Origin of the sequence: Pseudomonas juntendi (genome assembly GCF_009932375.1) — a bacterium.
Classification (GTDB): domain Bacteria; phylum Pseudomonadota; class Gammaproteobacteria; order Pseudomonadales; family Pseudomonadaceae; genus Aquipseudomonas; species Aquipseudomonas juntendi.
This window is the reverse complement of record NZ_BLJG01000046.1, coordinates 1-20,846: the sequence shown is the minus strand read 5'-3', so window position 1 is coordinate 20,846 and position 20,846 is coordinate 1. Positions and strand designations below refer to the sequence as shown.

11 protein-coding genes and 5 tRNA genes are annotated in these 20,846 nt (G+C 63.0%); 15 read left to right on the top strand and 1 reads right to left on the bottom strand.

The window, feature by feature from the left end; translation table 11 throughout:
* Positions 1–114: 114 nt before the first annotated feature.
* On the bottom strand, positions 115–1,134 hold the full coding sequence (locus GYA94_RS07015; RefSeq protein WP_009683008.1) for an outer membrane protein assembly factor BamD: 1,020 nt from the start codon (positions 1,132–1,134) through the stop codon (positions 115–117).
* Between the two features lie 147 nt (positions 1,135–1,281).
* Here GYA94_RS07015 and rluD point away from each other — a divergent pair, with 147 nt between their 5' ends.
* The 15 genes from rluD to GYA94_RS06940 all read left to right on the top strand — a co-directional run.
* Positions 1,282–2,244, top strand: coding sequence for a 23S rRNA pseudouridine(1911/1915/1917) synthase RluD (rluD, locus tag GYA94_RS07010; protein ID WP_009683007.1), 963 nt, complete (start codon positions 1,282–1,284; stop codon positions 2,242–2,244).
* Positions 2,241–2,981, top strand: a complete 741-nt coding sequence (pgeF, locus tag GYA94_RS07005) for a peptidoglycan editing factor PgeF (RefSeq protein WP_110679443.1) — start codon at positions 2,241–2,243, stop codon at positions 2,979–2,981. Before rluD ends, pgeF begins: the two co-directional genes overlap by 4 nt.
* 172 nt (positions 2,982–3,153) lie before the next feature.
* Positions 3,154–5,718, top strand: coding sequence for an ATP-dependent chaperone ClpB (gene clpB / locus GYA94_RS07000; RefSeq protein WP_009683005.1), 2,565 nt, complete (start codon positions 3,154–3,156; stop codon positions 5,716–5,718).
* 463 nt (positions 5,719–6,181) lie between these two features.
* Positions 6,182–6,257 (top strand) — tRNA-Asn (locus GYA94_RS06995).
* A gap of 3 nt (positions 6,258–6,260) precedes the next feature.
* Positions 6,261–6,337: transfer RNA gene (locus GYA94_RS06990), tRNA-Pro, on the top strand.
* A gap of 6 nt (positions 6,338–6,343) precedes the next feature.
* Positions 6,344–6,419: transfer RNA gene (locus tag GYA94_RS06985), tRNA-Lys, on the top strand.
* A 47-nt stretch (positions 6,420–6,466) separates the two neighbouring features.
* A tRNA-Pro gene (locus tag GYA94_RS06980) sits at positions 6,467–6,543 on the top strand.
* 5 nt (positions 6,544–6,548) lie between these two features.
* Positions 6,549–6,624: transfer RNA gene (locus tag GYA94_RS06975), tRNA-Lys, on the top strand.
* Positions 6,625–6,956: 332 nt separating this feature from the next.
* Positions 6,957–7,718, top strand: coding sequence for an efflux RND transporter periplasmic adaptor subunit (locus tag GYA94_RS06970; RefSeq protein ID WP_054913981.1), 762 nt, complete (start codon positions 6,957–6,959; stop codon positions 7,716–7,718).
* A complete protein-coding gene (locus GYA94_RS06965; protein ID WP_110679441.1) occupies positions 7,715–9,034 on the top strand; it encodes an efflux RND transporter periplasmic adaptor subunit in 1,320 nt (439 codons plus the stop codon). Before GYA94_RS06970 ends, GYA94_RS06965 begins: the two co-directional genes overlap by 4 nt.
* Complete coding sequence (locus GYA94_RS06960; protein ID WP_174824173.1) at positions 9,031–11,130, top strand: site-2 protease family protein; 2,100 nt, start codon at positions 9,031–9,033, stop codon at positions 11,128–11,130. The genes GYA94_RS06965 and GYA94_RS06960 overlap by 4 nt, the downstream gene beginning before the upstream one ends.
* Positions 11,131–11,249: 119 nt before the next feature.
* A complete protein-coding gene (locus GYA94_RS06955; RefSeq protein ID WP_161892011.1) occupies positions 11,250–11,747 on the top strand; it encodes a GNAT family N-acetyltransferase in 498 nt (165 codons plus the stop codon).
* Entirely contained in the window at positions 11,747–12,076 is a 330-nt protein-coding gene (locus GYA94_RS06950) for a DUF6916 family protein (RefSeq protein ID WP_161892010.1), read from the top strand. Before GYA94_RS06955 ends, GYA94_RS06950 begins: the two co-directional genes overlap by 1 nt.
* 35 nt (positions 12,077–12,111) lie before the next feature.
* On the top strand, positions 12,112–12,660 hold the full coding sequence (locus GYA94_RS06945) for a phage tail protein (protein WP_161892009.1): 549 nt from the start codon (positions 12,112–12,114) through the stop codon (positions 12,658–12,660).
* 85 nt (positions 12,661–12,745) lie between these two features.
* Positions 12,746–20,846 (top strand): DUF4347 domain-containing protein (locus GYA94_RS06940; protein WP_161892008.1); only part of this gene is annotated, 8,101 nt, incomplete at its 3' end.

Sequence of the window (20,846 nt, the reverse complement as noted above, 5' to 3'; positions counted from 1 at the left end):
AAATGCGCAATGCCCTGTGGGAGCGGGCGTGCCCGCGAAGGGTCGCAAAGCGGCCCCAAATCACTTAACTGACGGGTATTGGCCCAAGGCCTCCCTTTCATTTACCGCGGTCGGTCAATCGAACAGACCAAAGGTCATGTAGCTGAACCAGGAGCGGTCTTTCTCGGCCTCTTTCGGGCCCTCGGGCACGATCGGGTCGCCGTTTTCATCCTTGGGCAGCAGCTCTTGCGGCATCTCGTCGCGCGCGTCCTGGAACTGCTTGACCACGTCCTGGTTGGCGCGGGTTTCACCCGGCGGCAGCGGCGTGTCAGTCTCGATCAGGCCCAGGGTGGCCTTGGACAGCCAGCCGCGGCCGTCAGACTCGGTCTGCTTGGGCTGGAACTCGCCATCGACCAGGCTTGGGTGGTCCGGGTAGTTGAGCTTGAGGGTTTCCAGGCTGGTGGCGGCCAGTTCGTCCAGGTGCATCTTCTGGTACGACTCGACCATTACCGCCAGGCCGTCACCGACCGAAGGCGTTTCCTGGAAGTTCTCGACCACGTAGCGGCCACGGTTGGCGGCAGCCACGTAAGCCTGGCGGCTCAGGTAGTAGTCGGCCACGTGGATTTCGTACGACGCCAGCAGGTTGCGCAGGTAGATCATGCGCTGCTTGGCATCGGGCGCGTAGCGGCTGTTGGGGAAGCGGCTGGTCAGCTGGGCGAACTCGTTGTACGAGTCGCGGGCAGCACCCGGGTCACGCTTGGTCATGTCCAGCGGCAGGAAGCGCGCCAGCAGGCCACGGTCCTGGTCGAACGAGGTCAGGCCCTTGAGGTAGTAGGCGTAGTCCACGTTCGGGTGCTGCGGGTGCAGGCGAATGAAGCGCTCGGCAGCCGACTTGGCCGCCTCGGGCTCGGCGTTCTTGTAGTTGGCGTAGATCAGCTCGAGCTGCGCCTGGTCGGCATAACGGCCGAACGGGTAGCGCGACTCCAGGGCCTTGAGCTTGTTCACGGCGCTGGTGTAGCTGGAGTTGTCCAGATCAGCCTGGGCCTGCTGGTACAGCTCGGCCTCGCTGAGGTTCTCGTCGATGACTTCCTTATTCGAGGAACAGGCCGCGGTGAGCCCAAGGATGGCGATCAGCAGCAGGTGTTTCACTTGCATGGCGGCTTGCGTCCCTTTGACGGCCGCTGTTTTGGGCGGTGCCGTCCTGTTATGATGAGCGCCCCGGCCAACCCCGGGACAAAAGAAGCCGTATTTAACCACAAGCTCGCAGCCGAAACCAAAGGCTGTGCGCCCGCCGAATCGAGCATGTCCGAGATCATTCAACTTAGCGCAGAGGTCCCGTCCGAATTGGGCGGCCAACGCCTCGACCAGGTCGCCGCCCAATTGTTCGCCGAGTACTCGCGTTCGCGGCTAACTTCGTGGATCAAAGAGGGCCGCCTGACGGTCGATGGTGCCGTCGTGCGCCCTCGCGACCTCGTTCACGGTGGCTCCCAGCTTGCCCTGCAGGCCGAACAGGAAGCCCAGGGTGAGTGGGTAGCAGAAGATATCGAACTGGATATCGTCTACGAAGACGACCACATCATGGTCATCAACAAGCCCGCCGGGCTGGTCGTGCACCCGGCTGCCGGGCACGCCAGCGGCACCCTGCTCAATGCGCTGCTGCACCACGTGCCAGACATCGTCAACGTACCGCGTGCCGGTATCGTTCACCGCCTGGACAAGGACACCACCGGGCTGATGGTGGTGGCCAAGACCCTGCAGGCGCAGACCAAGCTGGTCGAGCAGATGCAGGCGCGCAAGGTCAGCCGCATTTATGAGTGCATCGTCATCGGCGTGGTCACCGCCGGTGGCAAGATCGACGCCCCGATCGGTCGCCACGGCGGTATGCGCCAGCGCATGGCGGTCACCGACGGCGGCAAGCCAGCCGTCAGCCACTACCGGGTGCTCAAGCGCTTCCGCTCGCACACCCATGTACGGGTCAAGCTGGAAACCGGCCGCACCCACCAGATCCGCGTGCACATGGCCCATGTCGGCTTTCCGCTGGTCGGCGACCAGACCTACGGTGGCCGCTTCCGCATTCCGCCGGCTGCCAGCCCCACCATGGTCGAGGCAGTGAAAAGCTTCCCGCGCCAGGCGCTGCACGCGCGGTTCCTTGCCCTGGCCCACCCGATCACCGGTGAAGTCATGAAGTGGGAGTCGCCACTGCCCGACGACTTCGTCTGGTTGCTGTCGCTGCTCAACCAGGACCGTGAGAGCTTCATCGGATGAGTGACCTGGCGCAGACGCTGCTGTTTCCCGACTGGCCAGCCCCGGCCTCGGTACGCGCCTGTGTCACCACCCGTCAGGGCGGTGTGAGCCTGCCGCCCTACGCCACGTTCAACCTGGGTGACCATGTGGGGGATGACCCTGCCGCGGTTGCCGAAAACCGTCGCCGCCTGCGCGAGCAGTTCGCCATCCAGCCAGCCTGGCTCAAGCAGGTGCATGGGCTGGAGGTGGCGGATGCCAACCCGGCCGTGGTAGCCGAGGCCGATGCCAGCTGCACCCGCCAGCCCGGCATTGCCTGCACCGTGATGACGGCCGACTGCCTGCCTGTACTGTTCTGTGACCGTGCGGGCACCCGCGTGGCGGCGGCGCATGCGGGCTGGCGCGGGCTGGCGGGTGGTGTGCTGGAAGCCACCCTCGACCGCCTGGCGCTGGCGCCCCAGGAGGTGCTGGTGTGGCTGGGGCCGGCGATCGGGCCCAAGGCTTTCGAAGTGGGGCTGGAAGTGCGCGATGCCTTTACTGCCGTGCACCCCGAGGCCGCCCGGGCTTTTGTCGAGGGCGAGCGGCCAGGCAAGCTGATGGCAGACATCTACGAATTGGCGCGCATTCGCCTGGCGGCCGGTGGGGTATCGGCTGTTTATGGCGGTGGCTGGTGCACGGTCAGTGACGAGCGGTTTTTCTCCTACCGCCGTACGCCGCAGGGTGGCCGCTTCGCTTCGCTGGTGTGGTTGCAGCCGCTCTAGCCTTGATGGGCACCGCCTGCCCCAAGCGCTAATCCAACCTGTTGATCCCGGTCAACCCCGCTACGCTTGAATCTTCCAGAATCAGCCTTATCTATAAAGGCATCTCAGGCAGGTTTCTTTATAAACAGGCGCTGTCCATCGCTCCGACCTGCCCTTTAAAGGAAGGTACACCATGCGAATAGACCGTTTGACCAGCAAGCTGCAACTTGCAATATCCGATGCCCAATCCCTGGCCGTAGGCATGGACCACCCTGCTATCGAGCCCGTGCACCTGTTGCAGGCATTGCTCGAACAGCAGGGCGGCTCGATCAAGCCACTGCTGATGCAAGTGGGCTTCGATATCAATAGCCTGCGCCAGGCACTGGTGAAAGAACTCGACCAGCTGCCGAAAATCCAGAACCCCACCGGCGACGTGAACATGTCGCAGGACCTGGCGCGCCTGCTCAACCAGGCCGACCGCCTGGCCCAGCAAAAGGGCGACCAGTTCATTTCCAGCGAGCTGGTGTTGCTGGCCGCCATGGACGAGAACAGCAAGCTGGGCAAGTTGCTGCTCAGCCAGGGTGTCAGCAAAAAGGCCCTGGAAAATGCCATCAACAACCTGCGCGGTGGCGCGGCGGTGAATGACGCCAACGCCGAAGAGTCGCGCCAGGCGCTGGACAAGTACACCGTCGACCTCACCAAGCGTGCCGAAGAAGGCAAGCTGGACCCGGTCATTGGCCGCGACGACGAAATCCGCCGTACGGTGCAGGTGCTGCAACGCCGTACCAAGAACAACCCGGTGCTGATCGGCGAACCCGGCGTGGGCAAGACCGCCATCGCCGAGGGCCTGGCCCAGCGCATCATCAATGGCGAAGTGCCCGACGGCCTGAAAGGCAAACGCCTGCTGGCGCTGGACATGGGCGCGCTGATTGCGGGTGCCAAGTACCGCGGTGAGTTTGAGGAGCGCCTGAAAGGGCTGCTGAACGAGCTGTCCAAGCAGGAAGGCCAGATCATTCTGTTCATCGACGAACTGCACACCATGGTTGGCGCCGGCAAGGGCGAGGGTGCCATGGACGCAGGCAACATGCTCAAGCCGGCCCTGGCCCGTGGCGAACTGCACTGCGTGGGCGCCACTACGCTGAACGAGTACCGCCAGTTCATCGAGAAAGACGCCGCCCTGGAGCGCCGCTTCCAGAAAGTGCTGGTAGAGGAACCGAGCGAAGAAGACACCATTGCCATCCTGCGTGGCCTGAAAGAACGCTATGAAGTGCACCATAAGGTGGCCATCACCGACGGTGCCATTATCGCTGCGGCCAAACTCAGCCACCGCTACATCACCGACCGTCAGTTGCCGGACAAGGCCATTGACCTGATCGACGAAGCGGCCAGCCGCATCCGCATGGAGATCGACTCCAAGCCGGAAGTGCTCGACCGCCTCGATCGCCGCCTGATCCAGTTGAAAGTGGAATCGCAGGCGCTGAAGAAGGAAGAAGACGAGGCAGCGAAAAAGCGCCTGGAGAAGCTGACCGAAGAAATCGAACGGCTGGAGCGCGAGTATTCCGACCTGGAAGAAATCTGGGCTTCGGAGAAAGCCGAAGTACAGGGCTCGGCGCAGATCCAGCAAAAGATCGAGCAGGCTCGCCAGGAGCTGGAGGCTGCCCGCCGCAAGGGTGACCTGAGCCGCATGGCCGAGCTGCAGTACGGGGTAATCCCGGACCTGGAGCGCAGCCTGCAGATGGTCGACCAGCACGGCAAGACCGAGAACCAGTTGCTGCGCAACAAGGTGACCGAGGAAGAGATTGCCGAGGTGGTGTCGAAGTGGACCGGTATTCCGGTATCCAAGATGCTGGAGGGCGAGCGCGAAAAACTGCTGAAAATGGAAGCGTTGCTGCACCAGCGCGTGATCGGGCAGGGCGAAGCGGTAACCGCCGTGGCCAACGCTGTGCGCCGCTCACGTGCCGGGTTGTCCGACCCCAACCGGCCAAGTGGTTCGTTCCTGTTCCTGGGCCCTACCGGTGTGGGCAAGACCGAGCTGTGCAAGGCACTGGCAGAGTTCCTGTTCGACACCGAAGAGGCCATGGTCCGCATCGACATGTCCGAGTTCATGGAGAAACACTCCGTGGCTCGCCTGATTGGTGCGCCACCCGGGTACGTAGGGTACGAAGAGGGCGGTTACCTGACCGAGGCGGTACGGCGCAAGCCCTACTCGGTGGTGCTGCTGGACGAGGTGGAGAAAGCTCACCCGGATGTATTCAACGTGTTGCTGCAGGTGCTGGAAGATGGCCGCCTGACCGACAGCCACGGGCGCACCGTGGACTTCCGTAATACGGTGATCGTGATGACCTCCAACCTGGGCTCGGCACAGATCCAGGAGCTGGTCGGCGACCGCGAGGCACAGCGTGCGGCAGTGATGGATGCAGTAGGGGCGCACTTCCGTCCGGAGTTCATCAACCGCATCGACGAAGTGGTGGTGTTCGAGCCGCTGGGCCGCGAGCAAATTGCCGGCATTACCGAGATACAGCTGGGCCGCCTGCGCAGCCGCCTGCTGGAGCGCGAGTTGTCGCTGAGCCTGAGCCCGGAAGCGTTGGACAAGCTGATCGCCGTGGGTTACGACCCTGTCTACGGTGCCCGCCCGCTGAAACGGGCGATCCAGCGCTGGATCGAAAACCCGCTGGCGCAGTTGATCCTGGCAGGCAAGTTCATGCCGGGTACCGCGATCACTGCCAAGGTGGAAGGCGACGAAATCGTCTTTGGCTGACCTGCTTCACCATGAGCCCCGCATTTGCGGGGCTTTTTTTTGCCTGGCTGCCTGCGCTGGCCTGTTAGCGGGTCATACGTTTACCTGCAGCCTTGAAGCCTGCGCATAACTCTGTAGGAGCGGGTTCACCCGCGAAGAAGCCGGCACTGCCCCAGCAAATTCGGGCTTTCCCAGCCTGTCTGGATAACCCGCTGAAATTTTTGAAATTTTTGCTTGCATCAAAAAACGAGTGCCCCTAATATACGCCGCGTTGTCAGGCACTAAGCGAATCATCAGCAGTAACGATGGCCGCAAAACAACTTACAAATCAGTAAGTTGAATGAAAAAAAGTGGTTGACAAGCAAAACGAAGAATGTAGAATAGCCGGCCTCAGCAGCTACAACGCGAAAGCAGCGAAGCTCAAGAGTCCGAAGCGAACACAGTCTTCGGAGTAGCAAATCGGAAAGTAGTACCGAAGTTCAGTTCCGCGATAGCTCAGTCGGTAGAGCAAATGACTGTTAATCATTGGGTCCCTGGTTCGAGTCCAGGTCGCGGAGCCATCTCGGGGTGTAGCGCAGTCCGGTAGCGCGCCTGCTTTGGGAGCAGGATGTCAGGAGTTCGAATCCCCTCACCCCGACCATTTTCCGGGTCGTTAGCTCAGTTGGTAGAGCAGTTGGCTTTTAACCAATTGGTCGTAGGTTCGAATCCTACACGACCCACCATGTAAAGAAGGGCATCTCAAAGAGATGCCCTTTTTTTTGAAAGACCTCGGGGTGTAGCGCAGTCCGGTAGCGCGCCTGCTTTGGGAGCAGGATGTCAGGAGTTCGAATCCCCTCACCCCGACCATTTTTGGGTCGTTAGCTCAGTTGGTAGAGCAGTTGGCTTTTAACCAATTGGTCGTAGGTTCGAATCCTACACGACCCACCATCTACGATAAGCCCGCCTATTCAAGGCGGGCTTTTTCGTTTGCGCGGCCAAACACCGTAAGACAGTGATCGCCCACGTTTAACAGGCGCGCCTACTTCCAGCAGGACAAAAACATTGATAGCATTCGGCCATTGCGCTGCGCAATTTTTGTGATGCTTTTCACAGTCCCCAACATTCCCGGCTATACAGCTCCTCATTTCCTGCCTTTGACGCTTCTGTTGTATCCCAACGGCCAATGACGCCCGGTGGGCGACCGACGGTGGATCAAGTTCGGGGCAAATCGGCTGATAACCCCTTTGCAAGCGTAAAGATTCATACAAGGACGTAGCGACATGAAGCAGTGGCTGGGCTGTGCGGTACTGGTTGTTTGGGGCGTTGTGGCGCAAGCCGCCACTGAGGGCGATCCGTTGCTGGATGCACCTGCAGCCACTGCCAGCGAAATACGCGGGGTCTTGCGTGCACGCTCGCAGGCGGTCCTGGCCAGTGAGTTGCCCGGCCGGGTGGTGGAGATGCCGTTTGCCGAAGGCCAGGCCTTCAGCAAGGGCGATGTGCTGGTGCGCTTCGATTGCAGTGCTTATCAGGCCCAGGCCAATGCCTCCGGTGCTGCTGTGCGGGCTGCCCGGGAAGAGCTGCGCAACAAGCAACAACTGGCCGCGTTGAATTCGGTCGGCCGTTTCGAGGTAAGCCTGGCCGAGGCTCGCCAGGCGCAAGCCCAGGCCGAAGCCCAGGTTTATCAGGTGCAAGTGCAGCGTTGCCAGGTCAAGGCACCGTTCGACGGGCAAGTGGTGACACGCCGGGTGCAGGCTCACGAAAGCGTGGCCAGCGGCGCGCCGTTGCTGGAAATCGTCGACAACCGCTCGCTGGAAATCCATTTGCTGGTGCCCTCGCGCTGGCTCGGCAAACTCAAGCCTGAGCAGACCTTCAGTTTTGTCCCCGATGAAACCGGCCAACCCATTGATGCAGTGGTCAAGCGCCTGGGGGCGCGTATCGATGAGGGCAGCCAGACGCTGCTGCTGATCGCCAGCGTGCCGGCCAAGACACCAGGCCTGCTGGCCGGGATGAGCGGTACCGCCCACTTCGCCCAGCCACAATGAACGCGCCCGTTCCCGGCCCGCTGGAGCAACTGCTGGCCCATTACCTGAAGCTGGAGCGTCAGGCGCGAGCGGCTGCCTCCATCGAGGTGCTGTCGTTCAGCATGGTCAATGACAGCCAGCCGTTGTTTGGCTATCGCCACGGCGCCTTGCTGATTGCCGGCAAGGTCCGCGCCTTGACCGGCATCAGTGTGGTCGAGCCAAACGCGCCCTTCGTGGTGTTCATCGAGCGCGTGGCCGCGCAGCTGGCCAACGGCGAGCGCTTGGGCTTGCCAGGTGCAGTGCCGCAGGACAGCGTGGACTCGAACAGCCGCGATGACTGGCAGGCGCTGTCGGCACCCCATGCGTTCTGGCTACCGCTGAAAGACCGCCGTGGTGACGTTTTTGGCGGGTTGTGGCTGGCCCGGGACAACCCGTGGAGCGAGGCCGAGCAGGCGCTGCTGGCGCAGTTGGGCGATTGCTACAGCCATGCCTGGCGGGCCCTGCAACCGAGCAAGCCCTGGCGCCTGCGCTGGCCGGCCCGCACCCGCTGGGCCGTGGCCGGCGCGCTTTTGCTGTTGCTGCTGCTGCCTGTCCGGCAGTCGGTACTGGCGCCTGCCGAAGTGGTACCGCGCAATGGCCAGATCGTCGCCGCGCCGCTGGACGGTGTAATCGCCGAGTTTCTGGTCAAGCCTAACCAGCCGGTCCGTGCCGGTGAACCGCTGGTGCGCTTCGATGCCACGGTTCTCAAGGCGCAGGCCGATGTGGCCGAGCGTACCCTTGGGGTCGCCGAGGCTGAACTGAAAGCCAATACCCAACGGGCGTTTTCCGATGCCGACTCCAGTGCGCGCCTGGACATGCTGGCCGCACGCGTGGAGCAGAAGCGCGCCGAGCGCGACTACGCCCGCGACTTGCTGGCGCGCAGTGAGGTAAAGGCAGAACGCGATGGCATCGCGGTATTCGCCGATGCCCAGCGTATGCTCGGCAAGCCGATCCGTACCGGTGAAAGGCTGATGGAAATTGCCGACCCGGCGCAGGCCGATTTGCGTATCGAGCTGCCAGTTGCCGACGCCATTGGCCTGGAAACAGGAGCCGAAGTGGCGTTGTTCCTCGACAGCGATCCATTGCACCGCCATGCGGCCAAGCTTGACCGTGCGGCCTACGAAGCGCAGAGCACGCCTGCCGGCCAGTTGGCTTACCGGCTGGACGCCAGCTTCGACAACGCCCCGCCGCGTATCGGTTTGCGCGGCACCGCCAAGTTGTTCGGCGATCGCGCGCCACTGGCGCTGTATTTGCTGCGTAGGCCGTTGGCAGCGTTGCGTCAGGCGGTGGGGCTATGATGCTGCCGCCGCTACGCCCAGACTTGCAGCTCTCGGCGGCAACGCCAGGGCTGGACGGTTCGCCGCAGTGGACACTGGCCGACCCGTTGCGGGGCAAGTATTTCAAACTCGGTGCACCTGCCATGCGCCTGCTGCGCCACTGGGCCCTGGCGGACGGACTGCAAGTGCTGAAAGCGGCCAACGCCGAGCCTGGGGTGCCGTTGACCCCGCAGTCGCTGGACGAGTTGTTGAAGTTCCTGCGTGGCCACGACCTGATCAGCGGCGGCGACCCGGAGCAGGGCGCCAGCTATGCGGCCAAGGCCGCCAGCCAGCGCCAGGGCATCTGGACCCAGGTGCTGCACAAGTACCTGTTCTTTCGAATCCCGCTGTGGCGCCCGGACGCTTTTCTCAACCGTACCTGGCCATGGCTGGAGCGCCATGGGCCCAGCCTGCTGCGGGTGGGGTTGCCAGTAGTGGTGCTGTTGGGCGCCTTCCTGGTGATGCGCGACTGGGAGCGGTTTCTGGCGACATTTCCCCAGTTGTTGAGCTTTGGCGGCATGGCGGCCTTCGCCATTGCCTTGGGGTTCGCCAAGCTTTGCCACGAATTCGGGCATGCCTACATGGCCAAGCGCGCCGGTTGCAGGGTGCCGAGCATGGGCGTGGCGTTCATGGTGCTTTTGCCCATGCTGTACACCGACGTCAGCGATGCCTGGCGCGTGCAAGACCGCCGTACCCGTTTGCTGATCGGTGCCGGTGGCGTGCTGGCGGAATTGCTGCTGGCAGGCATCGCCCTGCTGGCCTGGTCGCTGCTGCCGGACGGGGCAGGGCGCACGGCGGCGTTCATGCTTGCCAGTGCGACCTGGATCACCACCCTGGTGATCAACGTCAACCCGCTGATGCGCTTTGATGGTTACTTCCTGCTCAGCGACCTGTGGGGTGTGGATAACCTGCAAGGGCGAGGCTACGCCCTGTGCCGCTGGCACCTGCGTGAAACCTTGTTCGGGTACGGCGAAGCGCCGCCTGAACACTGGTCGCCAAGCCTGCGCAAGCGGCTGCTGTGCTGGGGGTACGCGTCGTGGCTGTGGCGCGCCGTGCTGTTCTTCGGAATTGCGCTGGCGGTCTACCACTTGTTCTTCAAGGTGCTCGGCATCTTCCTGATGGTGGTCGAACTGGTGTGGTTCATCGGCCTGCCGGTGTGGAAGGAAATGCGCCACTGGTGGCAGCACCGCGACCGTGCGCAGCCACGCAAGGTGCTATGGCTGGCGGGCGGCCTGATGGCATTGCTGGCGCTGCTGCTGGTGCCCTGGCGCAGTGGGGTGGAGGTGCCAGCGATGCTTGAGGCCTCGCGGGCCAGTACCTTGCATGCACCGGTAGCGGCGCAGGTCGTGGCTGTGCAGGTACGCGACGGACAACAGGTGAGCGAGAACCAGGTGCTGGCTGTGCTGGCCTCGCCGGACCTGGAATCGCGCATGGCGATCAACCGGCGTGAAATCAGCATTCTGCAGCTGCAGTTGCGCCGCCTGTCCAGCCGCAGTACCACGGCGGTGGACAGTGGCATTCTCGAACAGCGCCTGGCCGAGGCGGTGGCGGAGTACCGCGGCCTGGCGGCACAGCGTGCGCGCTTGAGCCTGCGTGCGCCGCACGCCGGTACCGTGCGTGACCTGGCCGACAGCCTGCAGCCGGGCCGTTGGGTCAGCGCCGACCTGCCGCTGGCGCGGGTGACCGAACATGGCCTGCGCCTGCGTGGCTACCTCACAGAGGCCGACCTGTGGCGGGTAGCGCCTGGCAGCACGGGGCAATTCATAGCCGATGATTTTCTACGCAGAGCCCTGGCGGTGAGCCTGGTGGCGGTGGATGCCACCGGTGTGAGCCACATCGACCAGGAGGCGCTGGTTTCTGACCACAAAGGCCCAATCGCCGTGCGCCGTGACGAAGACAAGAAAGCCCAGCCACTGCAGGCGCAGTACGGGGCGCAATTTGCCTTGCAAGACCCGGATCAACCACCCCTTGCGCATCCGCAGCGGGGCGTCGTGGTACTGAACGGTGCCGGCGAATCGCTGGTGGCGGCAGCGTGGCGACGCATGGCCGCGATCGGGGTGCGAGAAAGTGGGTTTTAAGTAGTGCGATTGTAGGACAATTGGGATATTGTGCTATCAATTGGCCATATCTCAACGTGCGATGTCCATCGCACGGCTACATTGCTCCAGCAGTTATCGATTACAGGGAAGTTGCTTTGATGACGAAGTACGCTGTGACGCTGCGTGCCCTGGAGACAGGCGACATGGGCTTTATCGAGCACCTGTACGCCACCAGCCGCGCTTTCGAAATGTCCCATAGCGGCTGGCCTGCGGACGAAATCCAACGGTTCCTCAGTCAGCAGTTCAGCTTTCAGCACGCCTACTACCAGCAGCACTATCCCGCTGCTGACTTCTGCGTGATCGAAGCCGGCGGGCAGCCTATCGGCCGGCTTTACCTCAATTGGGGCAGCGCCCGGTTGAACATCATCGATATTGCCCTGCTGCCCGAATTCCAGGGCCAAGGTATCGGCACCGACCTGATCCACCAGCAACTGTACCGGGCCGACCAACTCGGCCTGGCGGTCGAGCTGTTCGTAGAGAACTACAACCCGGCGCAGCGCTTGTACACACGCGCTGGCTTTGAAATCACCGATCAAAACGGGGTTTACCTGCGCATGCGCCGTGAAGCTGCCAAACCCGCTGCGAGGATTGCCTGATGAGTGCAGTAGACGAGTTTCCAATGCCCAGCCGTGCGCAGCTCATGGCGGCCGACCCTGGTGGCTTCAAGCTGCAGGTGGGGCCTGGCGAGCATATCGCGGTCGAGCTGGTCGATCTGCGCGACGGCCTGGGCATGAGCGATGAGTATGAGTGCTTCGCCGCCATATTCGCCTTGCCCCAGGGTGTGCGGCTACCCCAGGCAGTTTTCCGCCTGACTGCCTCCGACGCTTGCCAATGGCTTGTGTTGATGACCCCGATGATGCCTTTGCGAGATGGTCGGCATGCTCTGCAGATGGTTATCCACGCCCTGCGAACGGCACACCCTTGACTTGAATCCCAACCACGCAACAAAGGAAGTGTTCGATGAGTGATCCCTTTATCGGTGAGATCAAGATGTTTGCAGGGAGCTACGCCCCGCAGGACTACGCAATGTGCCAGGGACAGTTGTTGCCGATTTCGCAAAACGCCGCATTGTTCTCGTTGCTGAGCACGTTTTACGGCGGGAACGGGCAGACGACCTTCGGCCTACCGCATTTTGGTGGCCGTGCCCCGATCGGCCAGGGGGCCAACGCCCCAGACGTAGCCGCGCCATTTGCGCTTGGGCAAGCCGGTGGTGTGGAGAATGTCACCCTGCTCAACAGCAATATGCCGATGCACACGCACCTGCAAGTGGCCTCCCAGGCAATGGCGACCACCGACAAGCCTGGACCCAGCACCTACCTGGCAGCAGCGGTGGACGGCAGCGGCAACGCGGTGAACGTCTACGGTGAAAGCCTGGTGGAGCCCACCAGCATGGCGCCGCAGTCGATCCAGGTGACAGGGGGGTCCACACCGTTCGCTGTTCGCAACCCCTACCTGGCGGTCAGCTTCATCATTGCCCTGCAGGGTATCTATCCACCCCACCCGTGGTAGTGATAACCGATGGTGACCGCAGGTCACCATCACTCTTTCAGCCGGGTTGCCAGGCAGGCAACCCAGCGTCACCAGGAGGTGCTGCATGAAATTCATCGAACGTTTCTCGCGCAAACGGGCATCGAAGCCAGTGGTTGGAGGCGGCGCGCAGCCGCCATTGCTGATGGCCCTGGAGCCGCGGATCATGTTCGATGCCTCTGTGGGGGTGGTTGCCCAGGATGCTGCGGCGACCACCGAGGCGGCAACCACGCCGGCCAAGGACAGCACGGTAGCCAATGACCAGCAGGCTGCCACGCCGCCCAGTGAACAGGGTAACCAACGCAACGAGGTCGTGTTCGTCGACGGCCAGGTGGCCGATGTCGCAGGCTTGCTGCAAGGGCTGGCGGGTAACGCCGAAGTGGTCATTCTCGACCCGGCCAAGGATGGCCTGCAACAGATGGCCGACTACCTCAATGGCCGCGAAGGGCTGGATGCCATTCATCTGCTGTCTCACGGTGCCGATGGCAGCGTGCAGATGGGCAACGTATGGCTGGCAAGCAACAACCTGGCCGAGCATCGGGCGGCACTGCAGAGCATTGGCTCGGCATTGAAGGCCGACGGTGATTTGCTGCTGTACGGTTGCAATGTCGGTGAAACGGCCAAGGGCCAGGCCTTCATCGATGAGCTGTCGGCCATTACCGGTGCCGATGTGGCGGCCTCGGCCAACGATACGGGTGCCGTGGACCTGGGTGGCAACTGGACCCTCGAGCGTACCAGCGGGCTGATTGAAAGCACCGCGCTCGGGGCGCAGCTGGGCGGCTATCAAGGCTTGTTGGCTGCCAGCTTCACCGGTGGTGCCAACCCCACTGCACCGGTGCTGGCGTCGGGCAACCTGCCGAAGATGGTCATCGGCGACTTCAACGGCGACGGCCGCGATGACATCCTGTACCAGGTTGGCAGTGCCGGCAGTGCATGGAAGTTCGCGGCCGGCAACACCGACGGTAGCTTCACCGTGGTCGACCAGGCGCAGTCGCCTTTTGCTGGCGTCGTGCTGCTCGATGCCGCCACCAACGGTACCAACTATTACACCGCCGACTTCGACAACGATGGCGACGTCGATGTGCTGGGTGTCAGCAACACGACCGGCCCGGCCTATTTGTATCGCAACAACAACGGGGTGTCCACCCGCGAAACCGCCAGCGGCTTCAATGGCACGCAATTCGGCGTGCGCCTGGTGGTGGGCGATTTCAACGGCGATGGCGCGGCCGACATCCTCTATCAGCCTGGTACCGTAGACTCCGCCAACCCCTGGCGATATGCCCAGAACAACGGCAACGGCACTTTCACCGACATGGTTCAGGCCGCCTCGCCCTTTGCCTCCTTCAGCCTGTCGCCGTACAGCACTTTCAATTATCGGGTGGTGGATTTCGAAGGGGATGGTGACCTCGACATCCTCTATGTGGCGAACAACTCAAGCCCCATTCTGTACCGCAACACTGGCGGCGTATTCACGCAGGTGGCGACCAACGCGCCTGCGGCGACGTTCGGCGGGCGTACCATCTGGGGCGATTTTGACGGGGACGGTGATGCCGACCTGTTCTGGCAGGTTGGCGCGAACGGCACCGATTGGAACTACGCCACCAACAATGGCGATGGCACCTTCAGCACCGTTGCCCGCTCTGCTTCGCCGTTCGCCGGCTTGACCATGGTCGACTTCGGCTTCACCAACTTCCGTACCGGCGACTTCGACGGCGACGGCGATAGCGACCTGATCGGTTCTGCAGCCGGGGTCTCTGCCAGCGTCTACTTCCAGAGCGGCTCCGCGCCCAGGCTGATCAGCGCCAGCCCGGCAGACGACGCGCTGAACGTTTCACCTGGCGCCAACATCACCTTGACGTTCAACGAGAGTGTCACCAAGGGCAGCGGCAACATCTACATCGTGCGCACCTCGGACAACACCATCGTCCAGACCATCGATGTAACCTCTGCCAGCATCATCGGCAGCGGCAACACCTGGATCATCGACCCTTCCGATCTGGCCCAAGGTACCGCTTACGCCGTGCGTATCGACCCGAAGACGTTCGTCAATGCCGATGGCAAGGTGTACCTGGGCATCAGCAGGAACACCACGCTCAACTTCGTCACCGCCACCAGCGCCGCGCCGGTAATCGCCAACCTCAATGGCGATACCGTCACCTATGTGGAAAAAAGCTCCGGGGTGCTGCTCGACCAGAGCGGCAACGCCGTGGTCACGGATGCCGACTCCGCCCAGTTCGGCGGCGGCAACGTGCGTGTGGCGCTCACCTCGGGTGGTGTAGACAACCAGGATGTGCTGTCGATCTTCAGTACTGGCACGGCTGCCGGGCAGATCTCGACATCAGCCAACAGCGTGCTGTACAGCGGCGTGATCATCGGGACCTTCACCGGCGGCACCAGCGGCAACCCGCTGGTCGTTGCCCTCAACGCCAATGCCAGCCCCGCCGCCGTATCGGCGTTGCTGCAGAGCCTGGTGTACAACAACAGCAACACCACTGACCCGAGCAGTGGCGCGCGCACTGTCAGCGTCACCGTCACCGACGAGACCGGCACTACCAGCACAGCCGCGTCGGTTACCGTCAACGTGCTGGCGGTCGACGATGCGCCTGTCGTCACTGGCGCCGGCAGCAACCCGACATTTGTCGAACATGGCGCTGCCGTCACCGTGTTCAGTGGTATCGCGATAGACACCGTCGAGCCTGGGCAGAGCATCATAGGCCTGCAGGTGACTGTGGCCGGTGTGGCCGACGGGGCATCCGAGAAGCTGATCATCGACGGTACGGCCGTGGCCCTGGTCAGTGGCACCGCATTCACCAGCAACAACGGCCTGATTGTGCTGGTTTCAGGTACAGGTACAGTCACCCTCGACATCCTCGGCAACAATTACTCCACCGCCACCGCGCAGAGCATCATCAACAGCATTGCCTACCATAATGAGAGCAGCGCCCCGAGTGGTGCTGCGCGGGTAGTGACGTTGACCCAGGTGCGCGACAGTGGTGTGGCCACTAACGGTGGCAATAACACCTCCACGCCGAATATCGCCAGTGTGATCACCCTGCAAGCGGTCAACGACGCCCCCACCCTCAGCGGTGGCCCTTACGTGATCGCCCCGTCCACCGAAGACACCTCGAGCAACGCCGTGGTCGTTGCCAGTATCCTCGCCAGCGCGGCCTCCAATGACGTGGACACGGGTGGCGCGGCGTTTGGCATCGCCATCACTGCCACCACCGGCCGTGGCACTTGGCAGTACTCCACTGACGGCATGGCCTGGACCGATTTCGGCAGTGTTTCGGGCAGCAGTGCCTTGCTGCTGAGCGCCAGCACCCAGGTGCGTTACATCCCCGACGGCGCAAACGGCGAGAACGTCGATTTCACCTACCGCGCCTGGGACAACACCGTTGGTGGGGCGTCGGCGAACGGCATGCGCAGCACCGCCGACACCACGAGCAATGGCGGCGCGAGCGCATTTTCCACAGGCACCGCCCAGGCCACCTTGGTGGTCACATCGGTCAACGATGCACCAGTACTGACCTCGGTCAACCCGACCCTGACCGGTCTGACCGACGCCGCCACCAGCAATACCGGCGACCCGGTCAGCTCGCTGCTCGGTGGTGTCACCGATGTGGACAATGGCGCGCTCCAGGGTATCGCCGTCACGGGCATGACCAGCACCTACGGCAGGTGGCAGTACAGCACCAACGCCGGTGCCAGCTGGAACGATATCGGCAGCGCATCCGACACCGCCGCACTGCTGCTGCGCCCGGTCGATCGTGTGCGTTTCGTGCCCGATGGTGTGCATGGCGAGACCGCCACCATCGCTTACCGCGCCTGGGACCAGACCGAAGCCCAGGGCCTGCAGGGCTTGCACACGAACATCAGCAGCCTTGGCGGCAGCGGTGCGTTCTCCAGCGCCACCGATACCGCCAGTGTGCTGGTAACGGCGGTAAACGACGCACCTGTGCTTACTGGCAGCGGCGGCACTGTGAACTGGACCGAGGGCAACAATGTTACGTCTACCCCGGTAGCGATCGACAGCGGTATCGTCATCACTGACCCGGATGGCCCGGGCATCAGCTCGGCGACCGTGAGCCTGGGTGGCAACTACATCCTCGGTGAGGATACCCTGGGTTTCACCGCCAACCCGGCCACCATGGGCGACATCACCGGCAGTTTCGATGCCATGACAGGCGTGCTTACCCTGACCTCCGCTGGGGCCGCATCCCAGGCGCAGTTCCAGGAAGCATTGCGTTCGGTCACCTACAGCAACAGCTCCGACACCCCAACCCTCAGTACCCGCACGGCATTGATCACGGTTAACGACGGCGGCCTGGACTCCAACGTGGTGACCCGCAGCATCACCCTCACCGCAGTCAACGACGCACCGCTGATCAGCGCACCCAGCAATGTCACGGTAACCGAGGACAGTGCGTCGCCGATCACCGGCATCACCCTGAATGATGTCGACTCCAGCAGTGGCACGCTGACCTTGACCGTGGGCTCCGGCGCGCTCAGCGCCACCAGCGGTAGCGGTGTTACCGTTGCCGGCAGCGGGTCGGCATTGACGCTGAGCGGTAGCCTGGCGGCAATCAACAACTTCATTGCAGCCGGCAGCCTCAAGTACACAACGGCGTTGAACGCCAACACCAGCGTTACCCTTGGCCTGAGCGTGGACACCGCCAGCGTCGGCACCGACACGCGCAGCCTGACCCTCGACGTGGCACCGGTGAACGACTCGCCGACCATCAGTGGTCCGGTTAGCATCAATGTCACCGAGGACGTGCCCAAATCCCTGGCCGGTGTCACCTTTGGCGATGTCGACGCCGGCACCGGCAGCGTCCGGGTGGTGTTCAGCGTGGCCAGCGGCAATGGCACCTTCACGGCTACCAGCAGCAGCGGGGTCACCGTCAGCGCCAATGGCAGCAACGCCATCACACTGGAAGGTACCGTCGCCGACATCAATACCCTGGTCAGCAACGGTCGACTGACCTTCCTGGGCGCGCCGAACGCGACCGGGGTCAAGACCATGTCGATCTCGATCAACGATAACGGCAACACCGGAAGTGGTGGTGCACTGCAGGTCAACGCCAACATCGCGCTGGTGATTGCGGCGGTCAACGATGCGCCAGTCAACAACCTCCCCGTCGCCCAGACCGTGCAGCAGGACGGCGCGCTGGTGTTCAACAACGCCAATGGCAACCTGATCAGCATTACCGACGTGGATATCGGCGGCAACGTCATGCAGCTGGCCCTGACGGCCAGCAACGGGCTGATGACCCTTGGTTCGCTCGCAGGGCTGACCTTCAGCCTCGGCGACGGCGCCAGCGACAGTGCAATGACGTTCAGCGGTACGCTGGCGGCCATCAATACCGCGTTGAACGGCCTGACGTTCACGCCGCAGCCCGGCTTCAACGGCGTCGGCTCCATCACTTTCGAAAGCAACGACCAGGGATACAGCGGCAGTGGCGGTATCAAGAGCGACGTAGACACGCTGTCGATCACCATTGCGCCAGCCAACCCGGCGGTCACGAGCGTGGCGGCGGGGTTTGGCGACGGCACATACAAAGTTGGCGACCAGATCGACATCCTGGTCAACTTCGACAGCGCAGTGGTGGTCGACCAGAGCGGCGGAAGCCCGACCCTGCTGCTGGAAACCGGTGCCATCGATCGCCAGGCGGCGTATATCGGTGGCTCGGGCAGCAACCAACTGGTGTTCCGCTACACCGTACAAGCCGGGGACGTCAGCGCCGACCTCGACTACGCCAGCACTGCCGCGCTGGCGCTGAACGGCTCGACCCTGCAGGGCACCAGCGGTCATGTGGCGATACTGACCCTGCCGGCCGTCGGTGGCGCCGATTCGCTGGCTGGTCAGCAGGCCATCATCGTCGACGGTGTGGCCCCGAGTATCACCAACGTGGTGCTGCCAGCAGATGCCACCTATCGTCTGGGGGATGCCCTGAGGTTCACGGTCAACTTCAGCGAGGCGGTGGTCGTGAACACTGCTGGCGGCACCCCACGCATTCAAGTGACCCTGGATACGGGCGGTATTGCATACGCCGATTACCTGGCTGGCAGCGGCACCAGCGCCCTGGAGTTTGCCCTGGTGGTCGCCGCCGGCCAGCTGGATGCCAATGGCATTACCGTGGCTGGCGGCATCGAGCTCAATGGCGGCAGCTTGACCGACCTGGCTGGTAATGCCAGCGATACGGCCTTTACCGCTGGCAACAGCAGCGGCGTACTGGTAGATGGCGTGGTGCCGGGCGTGGCCAATGTGCTGGTGCCGGCAAGCGGCAGCTACAAGGCCGGCGATGTGCTGAGCTTTACCGTCAACACCAGCGAAGTGGTGTTCGTCGGCGGTTCACCGCGCTTGGCCCTGGAGGTGGGTGGGGTTGCCCAGTACGCCACGCTGGTAGCGGGCAACGGTAGTTCCAGCCTGGTGTTCCAGTACACGGTGCAGGCGGGTGATACCGACGCCAACGGCATCAGCATCACCAGCCTGGACTCTGCCGGCGGCAGCATCACCGATGCGGCTGGCAATGCCATGCAACTGGCGTTGAATAACGTCGGCAGTACGGCGGGCGTGTGGATCGATACCCAGGCGCCGGCTGTAGTCGCCATGCTGCGCAGCACGCCCTCGCCAACAGGTGGCGAAGTGGTGCAGTTTGCCGTCACATTCAGTGAAGAGGTTTCCGGGGTAGACCTGGCTGACTTCGCGCTGGTACTGACCGGCAGCGCCAATGGCACCATCACCGACATCTACAACCTGAACAACGCCAGCTACATCGTGACGGTCAGCGGTGTGACGGGTGCTGGCACCCTTGGGTTGGGCATGAATGCAGCCGGCACCGGGATTGTCGATGGGGCTGGGAATGCCATCTCGGGCGGGTTTGTCGGGGAAGCCTACACGGTCGACCGCGTGGCACCTGCGGTGATCAGTGTCGATGTGCCTGCCGATGGCAGCTACGTGGCCGGCCAGAATCTGGACTTCACCGTCAACCTGGGCGAGGCCACGGTGGTCGACACCACGGGTGGCACGCCGCGTATCGAGGTCACGCTCGATAATGGTGAAGTCGCCTACGCAACGTACGTGTCCGGTTCCGGCAGCACTGCGCTGGTATTCCGCCTGAGCGTGGTCACCGGCCAGGTCGATAGCGACGGCATCACCCTGGGCAACGCCATTCAACTGAACGGCGGCACCTTGCGCGATGCGGTCGGCAACGACACCACCCTGGCCTTGAACAACGTCGGCGACACCAGGGGCGTGCAGGTGGATGCTGTAGTGCCGGTGGTCGACAGCGTGGGCTTGCCGCAAGACGGTAGCTATAAGGCGGGTGACGTCCTGACGTTCACCGTCAATGCCAGTGAAGGTGTTGTGGTCGATACTACGGGCGGCACGCCGCGCCTGGCGCTGACCGTGGGCGGTGTCACCCGTTATGCCAGCTATGTATCTGGTGCGGGCAATGGCGCGCTGGTGTTCGAGTACACCGTGCAAGCTGGTGACAACGATGCCGACGGCATCGCAGTGGCCGGCAGCATCGATCTCAACGGCGGCAGCATCAAGGACCCTGCGGGTAATGACCTGGCCCTGTCGCTGGGCGCTGTCGGCAGTACCGCTGGCGTATTGGTGGACAGCGTGGTGCCGGGCGTGACCAGCATCGTGCGCGCCGATGCCACGCCCACCAATGGCAGCTCGATCAGCTACACCGTTACCTTCAGCGAAGATGTCAGCGGTGTGGACGCCAGCGACTTCACCGTCAGCTATGACGGAACTGCGGGCGGTAGCCTCGCCAGCGTGACCCAGGTCGACGGCAGGACCTACACCGTAGTGATCGACAACCTCACGGGTGAGGGCGATATCACGCTGGCCCTGAACGGCAGTGGGACGGGCATCGCTGATGCAGCAGGCAATGCCGTGGGTGCGGGACTGACCGGTGAAACCTACTCAGTGGACCGCACTTCACCGTCGGTTACCAGCGTCAGCGTGCCGGCCAACGGCAGTTATGTGGCCGGGCAAAACCTGGACTTCACCGTCAACTTGAGCGAAGCGACCCTGGTCGATACCAGCGCTGGTACGCCGCGTATCGAGGTCACACTCGATAATGGTGAAGTCGCCTACGCAACGTACGTGTCCGGTTCCGGCAGCACTGCGCTGGTATTCCGCCTGAGCGTGGTCA